This is a genomic window from Flavobacterium helocola (assembly GCF_038289885.1).
In the GTDB taxonomy this organism is placed as follows: Bacteria; Bacteroidota; Bacteroidia; order Flavobacteriales; family Flavobacteriaceae; genus Flavobacterium; species Flavobacterium cheniae.
In genome coordinates, this window is sequence record NZ_JBBYHT010000001.1 from 219,576 (window position 1) to 230,159 (window position 10,584).

The following is a 10,584-nucleotide window of genomic DNA, read 5'->3' on the forward strand; positions in this document are numbered from 1 at the left end:
AAAAAGGCGTTTCAGTTGAAACGCCTTTTTTATTTAAAGTTCTTTCTTCTTTCCGTATTTCAATCGGTAAATGGCGTAACCTAAAATACCAACTAATATGTATGGAATTGCCATTAAATATACAATTCCGTCGTTAACGGCTTCTGCTTTTACTCCGCCCTCTTCGCTTTCAAGAGCCGCACGACACATGGCGCATTGGGCACTTGAGATATTAGAAAAAAGAGAAAAGGCTATAGTAAAAACTACTATTTTTAAACTTTTGAATTTAGTTTGCATAATACGGCGAAATCATTAAATACACAATTACACCAGTAACAGCAACATATAACCAAATTGGGAATGTAATTTTTGCAATCTTTTTGTGTTTATCAAATCGTTGTGACCAAGCTTTTACATACGTAGTTAAAACCAATGGAATAATAATAATTGACAATAAAATATGAGTAATCAATATAAAATAGTAGACATATTTAATCGCTCCTTCTCCACCAAATTTTGTAGAATCAGAAGTCATGTGATATGCCACATACATAACTAAAAAAGCAACCGAACATGCGATGGCAACCTTCATTAAATTTTCGTGTAATTTTCTGTTCCCATTTTTGATGGCGATAACTGCAGCCACCAAAACAACAGCTGTTAATCCATTGATAGTTGCATAAATTGGTGGTAAAAATGATAGTGGTTGCACATCATAACCTAATTTTCTTAGATTAACTCCAAAAAGCAAAGCTACAACAGCCGGAATAGCAACTGACAATACTACAATTAGTTTGTTATATTTTGTTTCTTTATTCGTTTCCATATTATTCATCTAATAATTTTTTGATATCTTCTTTTATAGCTTCAACTCCAGAAGCCTCTAACCCATCATAATACAAAATTGGATTTCCTTGAGCATCTTTTCTGCATCTGATTTTTCCATTCTTATCTACTAAAGCAAATAAACCTGAGTGCTCAAATCCACCAGCTACTTTGTTGTTTTCACCGGCATATAAGTTAAAACCTTTGTTTGCCAAGCTATAGATATACTCTTTATCACCAGTTAAAAAATGCCAATTATAATGTTTTACCCCTAATAGATTAGCATGTTCTTTCAAAACTTGAGGCGTATCTTTTGCCGGATCAATCGTAATGGAAGCTATTCCGAAATTAGGATTCCCATAAAATTCTTCTTGCAATTGCAACATGCTTTGATTCATTTTTGGACAAATCGTAGGACAAGTTGAAAAGAAAAATTCCACCACATATACTTTTCCTAAATAATCTTTGTCGGAAATAGATTTATTATCTTGATTCGTTAATTTGAATGCTGGAACAGGACCAATTTCTACTAAATCTGATTTTTGAAATTTTGCAATAATTTTAGGCACAGCCCAAATCCCGAAAATCAAAACGATGAATGAAATTCCGATATATGATTTATTCTTCATTACTATTTATTTTGTTTTTCAATGTTTTCTTTGATATTATCTCTAAAAGCATCTTTTCTTTCGTTTTTATTCTTTTTTAAAGCCAAACGGTATTCGCGTAAGATAATCTTTATATCATCTGTCATTTCGTTATGTAAATCGGCAGCTGAAATGGTGTTATAACTTTCTTTATACTCGTTCTCACCATTTCGATTTTTTCCGTTTCTACCGCGATGATTCAATTCTTTATCAACAATAATAACCGCTGGAGTTCCTTTGTTATCATCTAACTGACCGTTCAATTTGTAACTATCATAGAATTCCTGAATTTTTTCTGGAGTTGAAAAAACAAACTTCCAACCACTCATATCTCCTGTAATGGGAGCTAATTCATCAATGATTTGTTGACATTCTGTTTCCTTTCCAGAAGGAACCACCATAATCATTTGGAAATCTTTAAACCCTTTGTATTTATTATAAATCTTCTGATTCAGATTGAAAAAGTTACCGCGATTTGTAATTACTTCTGTACCTACAAAGCCTAAAACAGTAATTTTTCCTTTCATTGCCTGTTTTGTTCCGTCTAAACTTGACCAATCGGAAGGAATTTCTTGATTGTTCTTAGAAATCGTTGGTAAAAAAAGAGAATTATGAGATGCCGTAGAAAACACCAAATAAATGGCAATAGGCAATATAAAAAGAGATATGAGGACTAATTTATTTTTCATTAGATGAAACTAATTTTGTTCATACAAAAGTAAAAAAAATCCCGATGTAAATCGGGATTATATATTAGAAACAAGTGTTAAAATATCCACTTTAAGTGACCTGTTTTGAAAACTTCGTAAACGTAATCTCCTTCAACTAACAAAATAAAGCATAAGTAAAGGATTAAGAACGTAACTGTCCAAACAATTGATCTTCTAAACCATTTTTTTTCACCTTCCATGTGCATGAATGCCCAAGTAATGTAATATGCTTTTACAATAGTTAAGATGATGAACAACCAGTTCAATAAGTTCATTCCTAAAAAATTAGTAAAAAATAATGATTTAGGTTTATAGATTCCGAATAAAACCTCTACGATAGTAATTACAGATAGAATTCCAAAAACTATCCAAATTCTCTTTGTATTTGATTCGTGTGCGTGTGCCATGATATACTTTTATTATATAATTATACTAAATAGAAGAAAGTAAATACGAATACCCACACTAAATCGACAAAGTGCCAGTATAATCCAACTTTTTCAACCATTTCGTAGCTTTTTCTCTTTTCGTAAGTACCTAATAACACATTAAAGAAAATGATGATATTAATTAATACTCCTGTAAATACGTGGAAACCGTGGAAACCTGTAATAAAGAAGAAGAAATTAGCAAATAATTTATGACCGTATTCGTTTCTAACTAAGTTAGCACCTTCAACTACATATTTAGCGTCTGCTAATCTTTTTAAAGACTCTTCTCTTGATAAAACTGTTTTATGTTTTTCAGCATTCAAAAATTCAGAACGAATTAAAATCGACTCATCAGCTTTGAAACCTTCTACTACTTCGTTAACAGAATAGGTTGGCAAAGTAGCTTCGTCCATGAACCAAACTCCATTATTTCTTTCGTGTTGTGTTCTTTCTTCATGTAATGTAACAGAAAAATCAGCAAGAGCTACTCTTTTAAAAGTACCATCTTCTTGTTTTTTAACAAACTGTAAGATTGAACCTCCTTTAGTTTCTACTGCACCATATTCTCCTTTGATGAAGTTTTTCCATTCCCAAGCTTGAGAACCTAAGAAGATAAAACCTCCGATAATAGTTAAAAACATGTAGAACGCTACTTTTGATTTTTTCATGTGATGACCAGCATCAACAGCTAAAACCATAGTAACTGAAGAGAAAATTAAGATAAAAGTCATTAACGCTACATAATACATTGGCGCATTTACACCATGTAAAAATGGAAAGTGGTTAAAAACTTCATCGGCGATAGGCCAAGTTTCAATAAATTTAAATCTTGAAAAACCATACGCGGCTAAGAAACCAGAAAAAGTTAATGCATCTGACAAGATGAAAAACCACATCATCATTTTACCATAGGTTGCTCCTAATGGTCCTGGACCTCCGTCTAAAGCGTGTTCGTCTGAAATAACTGTCGCTCCCATAAATTTTTTAATTGTTAAAAAGTTCCCAAATTTATTATTTTTTTTCTATTTGAAAAAATAGAAAAATAAAAACAAATAAACCCAAATAAAATCCATAAAGTGCCAATACATCGCACTTAGCTCTATACCAAGGGTTTGAGCCGAATTGTATTTTTGTTTATAATGATTATAAATTACTACTAAAAGCGAAATAATACCTCCCAAAAGGTGAGCAATGTGAACCAAAACAGCAATATACAAGAATGAAGTCGTTACATTACTTTCACTTCCTGTAAAGAAATAACCATTTTCGATTACTTGTCCAAATCCTTTAAATTGTAATACTATAAACGCAATTCCAAGCGCTAAAGTAAGCAATAAAAAGGTTGTAGCCATATTTCTGTTATCTTTTTTTGTTGCTTGTAATGCTAAATAAAAAGTAAAACTACTTACTAACATAGCTACTGTACTGATTACAAAAGCAGAAGGCAATACAAAATCTTTTAACCAATCTGGTCTTGACTTACTTACTACGTAAGCACTAGTTAATCCTGCGAAAATCATACAAATGCTAATCATTCCAAACCACAACAACAATTTGTAGGTTTTGCCTTTGCGAGCTTGTTCTTCTTCCAATGTCATTCTATTTTCCATAACTATCGTAAAAATTTATCTATCACATATATTATTTGCAACAAAGAGATATAAGATACACTTACTATCATTAATTTTCTTGCTGCTTTTTCATCCATTTGTTTATGTAACTGCACCGCATAAAACAACATCCATAATCCTAATAAAAATACGATTACCGCTGTAGTTTTAGACAAAATTAAATTCCCTGTAAATCCAAAAGCTGGAATTATGGAGGCTAAAATCATCCAAATGGTGTATAGTATCGTTTGAAGAGCGGTTTTTTTGTCTTTTTTACCTGTTGGTAACATGAAAAAACCTGCTTTTTTGTAATCGTCGTATAAAAACCAACCAATTGCCCAAAAGTGTGGAAATTGCCAAAAGAATTGAATGATAAACAATGTTCCTGCTTCAATACCAAAATGACCTGTAGCCGCTACCCAACCTAACATGAAAGGAATAGCTCCAGGAAAAGCACCTACAAAAACAGAAAGCGGTGTTAATGTCTTAAGTGGCGTATATAAACTCACGTACATGAAAATCGAAATTGCACCAAACATTGCAGTTTTAGGATTTACGTTGTATAGAATAGCTAATCCTAAAACGGTTAAAACGCAACCTAAAATAAAAGCATTTTGTTTTGTAATTCGACCAGAAGGTAATGGACGATTTTTAGTTCGGTCCATCTTGGCGTCTAATTCAATCTCTATGATTTGATTAAAAACATTGGAAGCACCAACCATGCAATAACCTCCAACGATTAATAGCACTAAAACTAGCCATTGAAAAGGTTGTTCCTCATTAAATCCTAACAAATAACCTGCAATGGTTGAAACCACTACACTAATAGATAAGCGCGCCTTTGTAATTTCTACAAAGTCTTTGTAAAGAGATTTTTTAATTTGAGGTTGTGTATTCGTGTCCACTTTAGTGTTTTTCGCTGTGAAATTGCGTGCAAAGATACAAATAAGATTATTGATTTCCTTTTAACAAATTACAGAAAATAGTTAAATCTACTAATAATCAAAATACCAGTTAAATAAATCGCTTCTTAACCCAATGGAAAACCAAGTAGTATTCGATTGAACTGTTGCCACAGTTTCCGCTGTTGGGTCAAAATTTCTTAACATTACATTTCCAAAAACTTTCAGGTTGTAGGCTGGATTTACTAGGTATCCAACTTGCAAATCAGCAATCATAACAGTAGTTTTATTTCCTTGAGCAATAGAAACTCCTGTGTCATACGGACGATTTTCGTCGTAATCTAAATAGATATTTCCTCCGTAGTTGAAATTATCGGTTCCGTTGTTGAAATCAAATCCGCGTTGGCCGTAAATTAATTTGGCATCAGCAAAATATCTTCCTCTGTAATAACGAGCAATTGCGACAAACTCTCTAAAATTTGCTCCCCATAAATGCCCCATACTTTGATTGTTATGACCGTAATTTGTAATTGGGTTACTATGCGAATAGACATAAGGACGCACTTGATTGTATTCAACCTGAAGTAATAAATTCTTTATTTTGAATGCATCGTAATATTTAGCCCCAACTTGGTAAGCAAATTTATTTCTCCAACTTTGATTACTTTCTTTTACATCTCCAATAGCAAATTCATCAATTAAGAACTGACCGTAAAAGTTAATACTGTTATTCCATTTGTACTTTGAAGAAACTCCTAATAAAGCATTTCCTGTTTTAGATGACGAACCAAACTCAACCGTTCTGTAAAAAATTAGTGGATTTACAAAGTTGAAATCGAAACCTCTTTCGTTAGTGTCAGTCCAAACCACATTTTCAAAGAAACCTAAATTCCATTTTTTGGTCACATTCCAACTCAAATAATGACTTGCCATGTATTTTGTAGCGTAAGTACCTTCAACTGTTGCTAAATCACGTACATCTTTTAACCACATGTAGGTATTCGTATATTTAATTTTCCAAAAAGTGGTATTGATTTTAAAATACGGATACGGACTAGCACCATCACTTTGCAATAAAGAACGATAACCATCACCTAAGAAATTTCTACCATAACCTAACTGAAGATTTACAAACTTACTAGGCTGGTATTTGATGTTTGCTTCCGCCAATGGAAAATCATAAGCGTCTTCTTTGAATCGTTTTGCTATTCCAATTCCCGGAATAATTGCCGGATTTCCTCCTGAAGGGCGAATACTTTCGGCATAAGCATTGTAATAATCTGCAAACCTTCCTTGACTTTCATAAATGGAAGTTGTAAAAGTTAATTGCGAACCCAAACCTCCATTTACGATTAAACCTCTTGTGTTTACAAATGTATTCGAAGATTCACTTTCGGTATCTTTTCCTACTCTAAAATCGAAAATTGGATTTAAAGTAAACCAATACTCCTCCCCTTGAATAGCTACTAGGTTTTCATTCCATAATTTTCTTCCCCACCAAGATTCTTTTTGCTTTAAAAAGGCTTTATTTACGGTTTCAAAATCATAATATTTTGCTACTTCATCATACGAATAAGGTTTTGAAGCAGTATGATTATTAGCTCCAACTTGATTCATTAATGCATCAAAAACACCATAATTTTGATGTGAAAATGGCACAACTCCAGAACTTTTAAATTGTGGATTTTCGAATGGTTTATAAACTATATCATCATATTCAGATAATTCTTTTTTGTTATCAATTAAAACTGTATTTGTTTTAGCATATTTTGTAGCCAAATCTTCTTGTGCATTTGGCGCTATTAACGGAATATTGATTTTAATCGAAAACTTTGAATAAGTAGGCTTTCCTGAATAAGTAGCAGGTTTTATTTTGGGTAACGATTCAAAAACGCGGTTAGCCTCTTTTTTTAATGATTCGTGTGCAGCATCTGTATAGATAACTTTGAAATTCCCAATAGTATCTACTTCAAAAACTGCAATTACAGTTCCTTTAAAATTTTGCTCTTGAAGTTCTTGTGAAACTTTAAAATTATTGTAAAAATAATTCTGAATCGTATTGTAAAAACACGTCTCTTGTTGTTTTCCGACAGCATTTTCGCATTCTGAAAATACTGGAAATTGTTCGTTATTTGAACTTTGAGCAAAAGTTGTAAATCCTAAAACTAACAACAGAAAACTATATATTTTTCTCATAAGATATTTTTAATAATCGCTATTTGAAATTTCGCCAGTTGCAATTGCTTTTGCTGCCGATGTACCAATTCTTTTGACACCTAATTGCACCATTTCAACCGCTTCTTCATACGTTCTAACTCCGCCAGCTGCTTTTACAGGTAATGGAAATGAATTTTCTAGCATTAATTTTATCGTTGCAACAGTTGCTCCGTTTGGAACACCTTCTGGCGTTTTATAAAAACCTGTTGATGATTTAACAAATACTTTATCATATTCTTTTTCGGCAAAATTAGCAATTACCACATTCTTTATTAATGTAGAAAGCTGCACAATTTGATGATTATCTAAAGCTGCAACTTCAATAATCCATTTTACAATTTTATTATGTGCTAAACCTAATTTTGTTCCTTGTAAAACTTGCTCTTTCACTGCATCAACTTCACCTCTTTTGAATGCTTCATAATCTAACACGAAGTCTAAATCATCAGCACCATTTTCGATAGCTTGTTTGGCTTCAACTAATTTATCTTCTAAAGTTCCGTTTCCTAAAGGGAAATCGATAACTGTTCCAATGGTAACTTTAGATTTTGCATCTTGAATCATTTTTTTTGCCAAAGCTACTTTGTCTGGACGAATCATGATTAATTTAAAATCATTATCGATGGCTTCTTGAATACAATTCACCACAACTTGAGTGTTCTCTTTTTCAGAAAGATTCGCCTGAGCTGCTGTTTTAAGATAAGTAGAATCTAAATAGTGCTTAATGTTCATTTTACATTGGATTATGAAAGTGTAAAAATAAAAAAATCCCATCGAAATGGGACTTTTTATAGTAATAATATTTTATTATCTTATTTTGAAGACTACAGGGATTGAATATTTGATTTTTACTGCTTTATCTCCTTGCTTTGCAGGAATTAATTTAGGTATTCTTTTTACCGCTTTTTCCGCTGCTTTTTGCATTTCAATTGTAGCTCTTTTATTGTCTAAAGCTTTTACACTTGTTATAGTTCCTTTTTCATCAATAACAAATTCAACTTGCGCCACCCCTTGTTTACCATCTTCTAAATCGCTTTCAGGATAAGTTAAATGTTTTACTATAGCTTTTGATAATTGCTCATCAAAGCAAGCTTTTTGTTCACTTCTACTTAAGCCTTTACAAGCTTCAAACATTGGCAACTGTTCAACTGTAAAAACATTTGGAGCTTCAGGAGTTTCTCCTCCATTACCACTATCTTTTGGATTATCTACTGGAGTTATGTCTGTTTTAGGGTTATCCGTTGGATTATCTTGCGTTGCAATTGGCGCTTTATCTTCGTCTTTTTTTGGTTCGTCTTTAGTCGCTTTAAAAACATGAGCTACTTTAGGAACTTTAACCACTACAGGTTTTGTAGCTGACTGAGGTTTAGTTACTGGCGCAGGGTTATAAACAAATGTTGGCTCGGAACTAATTTCAATAGGAGGCACATAACCAATAGATTTTGATGTGTCTTTAAAATTAAATTCAAGAATAAAAAGCACCACTAACATAGTAGCAATTAAACCAACTTGGAAATAGATAAAACTATTTTTTACTCTTTTCGGGAAATCAACATTTGCTTTCATAATATATAGATTAATAGTTAACGCTTTGTTAATTAATCTATACAATTTATATGCCAAAAAAAATCCCAACTAAAAAGTTGGGATTAAATATTATTGTAACTTGAATGTAATTGGCTGACTGTATTTAACTTTTACAGGTTTACCTCTTTGCATTCCAGGTTTAAACTTTGGTAATTTTTCGATAACTCTTTTTGCTTCTTTTTCTAAAAGTTCTCCACCTTTAGGTCCTCTAACTTGTACATTTGAGATACCACCGTCTTTATCAATTACGAATAAAACAGAAACTCTACCTTGAATACCATCTTCCATAGCTTTTTCAGGATATTGTTGGTTTTTCTTAATATGTTTAGCCATTTGCTCCATAAAACAATCTAAACGTTTGTTTTTTGCAACACCTTCACATCCAGGAAAAACAGGAACATCCTCGATAACTGCAAAAGGTACCTCTTCATCAATATCTTCAGCAGTTCCACCTTCTTCACCATAAGAAGATGCTGTATTAACAACAACTGCTTTATTTTCATCTACTTCAGTAGTTTCAATTTTTTTATCTTCAATAACCTGTTTGTTATCTACAATTTGAATTACTTCAGGAGCTGGTGGTGGTGGTGGTGGTAATTTTTGTACAGGAGGCATAGTTAAAATAACTTCTTCATCCTCTCCCATCATATTATCAGCAATTTCAAGTTTTTCAACTTCAACTCTTGGATCTTCCGATTTTAGCTCTATGCTGACGTAAGTTAACATTAAAACAGCTGTAAGACCTACAAGAAAATATAGAGAACTATTTCTTTTAGGGTCTACACTAGGATTTTTCTTTACTTCCATAATTTTAATTTTGAGGTGCTAATATAGTTAATATTAGAAATGTTTTAAAAAAATTTATTAAAAATTTTATTTTTTACACAAAACAAAGCCAAACATCCTACAATTGCCCCTAACGAATTAGCGACTACATCATAAAAATCAGCCTGTCTGGTTTTGGTCAATACGCCTTGTGAAATCTCAATAATTATGCCAAATACTATTGCTATAGCAACAATTAACAAACTATAATTTATTTTAAAATAAGATTGTTTTTTTGCTAAGCTCCAGAATATAACAAATACTAAGTAAAATAAAAAGTGTACTACCTTATCGCTTCCGACTACTTTTACTTTTGGAACCGAATTAAAACTTACCAAACTTGCAACAACAACAAAAACCGTCCAAGTTATAGCAAGAAATAAAAACTTACGCTCCGATAAGTGCTTTATAATCTTCACTTGATAAAAGTGATGCTACTTCTGATGCATCAGAAAATTTTACTTTTACCATCCAACCATCTCCGTAAGGATCAGTGTTTACTTTTTCTGGATCTGACTCTAAAGAATCGTTAAATTCGATAATTTCTCCTGATAATGGTAAAAATAAATCTGAAACTGTTTTAACTGCTTCAACCGTTCCAAACACTTCGTCTTTATCTAAAGTTTGATCTAAAGTTTCAACTTCAACATACACGATGTCACCCAATTCTTTTTGAGCAAAATCTGTAATCCCTACTGTTGCAACATCTCCTTCAATTGAAACCCACTCGTGGTCTTTAGTGTATTTTAAATTAGTTGGTATATTCATTTGGTTATAATTTTTTGACGTACAAATGTAATTGTATTTATTGAATTGAAAAAAAGGTTTTTGTTATTTTTTTGTATAAAAAA

14 protein-coding genes are annotated in these 10,584 nt (G+C 32.1%); all 14 read right to left on the reverse strand.

The genetic code is table 11. The features are described from left to right. Positions 1-33 precede the first annotated feature (33 nt). The 14 genes from AAEO58_RS01015 to gcvH all read right to left on the reverse strand — a co-directional run bounded on the left by AAEO58_RS01015 (position 34) and on the right by gcvH (position 10,501). Entirely contained in the window at positions 34-276 is a 243-nt protein-coding gene (locus tag AAEO58_RS01015) for a hypothetical protein (protein WP_341681193.1), read from the reverse strand. After that, a complete protein-coding gene (locus AAEO58_RS01020; protein ID WP_341682339.1) occupies positions 266-805 on the reverse strand; it encodes a DUF420 domain-containing protein in 540 nt (179 codons plus the stop codon). Before AAEO58_RS01020 ends, AAEO58_RS01015 begins: the two co-directional genes overlap by 11 nt. Before the next feature lies 1 nt (position 806). After that, positions 807-1,433 carry an SCO family protein gene (locus AAEO58_RS01025; protein ID WP_341681194.1) on the reverse strand — a complete coding sequence of 209 codons (627 nt, stop codon included), beginning with the start codon at positions 1,431-1,433 and terminating at the stop codon, positions 807-809. Between the two features lie 2 nt (positions 1,434-1,435). Further along, positions 1,436-2,140 carry a hypothetical protein gene (locus AAEO58_RS01030; protein WP_341681195.1) on the reverse strand — a complete coding sequence of 235 codons (705 nt, stop codon included), beginning with the start codon at positions 2,138-2,140 and terminating at the stop codon, positions 1,436-1,438. A gap of 77 nt (positions 2,141-2,217) precedes the next feature. Beyond that, positions 2,218-2,568: a cytochrome C oxidase subunit IV family protein gene (locus tag AAEO58_RS01035; protein WP_133608393.1), complete on the reverse strand. Its 351-nt coding sequence runs from the start codon at positions 2,566-2,568 to the stop codon at positions 2,218-2,220. Between the two features lie 20 nt (positions 2,569-2,588). Then, positions 2,589-3,569: a cytochrome c oxidase subunit 3 gene (locus tag AAEO58_RS01040; protein ID WP_341681197.1), complete on the reverse strand. Its 981-nt coding sequence runs from the start codon at positions 3,567-3,569 to the stop codon at positions 2,589-2,591. A 45-nt stretch (positions 3,570-3,614) separates the two neighbouring features. After that, positions 3,615-4,202, reverse strand: coding sequence for a cytochrome c oxidase subunit 3 (locus tag AAEO58_RS01045; protein ID WP_341681198.1), 588 nt, complete (start codon positions 4,200-4,202; stop codon positions 3,615-3,617). A 2-nt stretch (positions 4,203-4,204) separates the two neighbouring features. Beyond that, positions 4,205-5,107 (reverse strand): heme o synthase, encoded by a 903-nt coding sequence (cyoE, locus tag AAEO58_RS01050; protein ID WP_341681200.1) that lies wholly within the window; start codon positions 5,105-5,107, stop codon positions 4,205-4,207. Positions 5,108-5,197: 90 nt separating this feature from the next. Continuing rightward, positions 5,198-7,300, reverse strand: coding sequence for a gliding motility protein RemB (locus AAEO58_RS01055; RefSeq protein ID WP_341681202.1), 2,103 nt, complete (start codon positions 7,298-7,300; stop codon positions 5,198-5,200). 9 nt (positions 7,301-7,309) lie between these two features. Further along, complete coding sequence (deoC, locus tag AAEO58_RS01060) at positions 7,310-8,053, reverse strand: deoxyribose-phosphate aldolase (RefSeq protein WP_341681204.1); 744 nt, start codon at positions 8,051-8,053, stop codon at positions 7,310-7,312. 75 nt (positions 8,054-8,128) lie between these two features. Continuing rightward, positions 8,129-8,887, reverse strand: coding sequence for an energy transducer TonB (locus AAEO58_RS01065; protein WP_341681206.1), 759 nt, complete (start codon positions 8,885-8,887; stop codon positions 8,129-8,131). A gap of 90 nt (positions 8,888-8,977) precedes the next feature. Beyond that, positions 8,978-9,715 (reverse strand): energy transducer TonB, encoded by a 738-nt coding sequence (locus AAEO58_RS01070; protein ID WP_341681208.1) that lies wholly within the window; start codon positions 9,713-9,715, stop codon positions 8,978-8,980. 44 nt (positions 9,716-9,759) lie between these two features. Further along, the gene (locus AAEO58_RS01075) at positions 9,760-10,152 is read right to left on the reverse strand and encodes a VanZ family protein (RefSeq protein WP_341681210.1); all 393 of its coding nucleotides are present in this window, start codon (positions 10,150-10,152) and stop codon (positions 9,760-9,762) included. Further along, on the reverse strand, positions 10,121-10,501 hold the full coding sequence (gene gcvH, locus AAEO58_RS01080) for a glycine cleavage system protein GcvH (RefSeq protein WP_341681212.1): 381 nt from the start codon (positions 10,499-10,501) through the stop codon (positions 10,121-10,123). The genes AAEO58_RS01075 and gcvH overlap by 32 nt, the downstream gene beginning before the upstream one ends. Positions 10,502-10,584: the final 83 nt, after the last annotated feature.

What these genes read in the sequence shown, in the direction of transcription:
- AAEO58_RS01015 (WP_341681193.1), bottom strand. Translation starts at nt 276, where the DNA reads ATGCAAACTAAATTCAAAAGTTTAAAAATAGTAGTTTTTACTATAGCC.
- AAEO58_RS01020 (WP_341682339.1), bottom strand. Translation starts at nt 805, where the DNA reads ATGGAAACGAATAAAGAAACAAAATATAACAAACTAATTGTAGTATTG.
- AAEO58_RS01025 (WP_341681194.1), bottom strand. Translation starts at nt 1,433, where the DNA reads ATGAAGAATAAATCATATATCGGAATTTCATTCATCGTTTTGATTTTC.
- AAEO58_RS01030 (WP_341681195.1), bottom strand. Translation starts at nt 2,140, where the DNA reads ATGAAAAATAAATTAGTCCTCATATCTCTTTTTATATTGCCTATTGCC.
- AAEO58_RS01035 (WP_133608393.1), bottom strand. Translation starts at nt 2,568, where the DNA reads ATGGCACACGCACACGAATCAAATACAAAGAGAATTTGGATAGTTTTT.
- AAEO58_RS01040 (WP_341681197.1), bottom strand. Translation starts at nt 3,569, where the DNA reads ATGGGAGCGACAGTTATTTCAGACGAACACGCTTTAGACGGAGGTCCA.
- AAEO58_RS01045 (WP_341681198.1), bottom strand. Translation starts at nt 4,202, where the DNA reads ATGGAAAATAGAATGACATTGGAAGAAGAACAAGCTCGCAAAGGCAAA.
- AAEO58_RS01055 (WP_341681202.1), bottom strand. Translation starts at nt 7,300, where the DNA reads ATGAGAAAAATATATAGTTTTCTGTTGTTAGTTTTAGGATTTACAACT.
- deoC (WP_341681204.1), bottom strand. Translation starts at nt 8,053, where the DNA reads ATGAACATTAAGCACTATTTAGATTCTACTTATCTTAAAACAGCAGCT.
- AAEO58_RS01065 (WP_341681206.1), bottom strand. Translation starts at nt 8,887, where the DNA reads ATGAAAGCAAATGTTGATTTCCCGAAAAGAGTAAAAAATAGTTTTATC.
- AAEO58_RS01070 (WP_341681208.1), bottom strand. Translation starts at nt 9,715, where the DNA reads ATGGAAGTAAAGAAAAATCCTAGTGTAGACCCTAAAAGAAATAGTTCT.
- gcvH (WP_341681212.1), bottom strand. Translation starts at nt 10,501, where the DNA reads ATGAATATACCAACTAATTTAAAATACACTAAAGACCACGAGTGGGTT.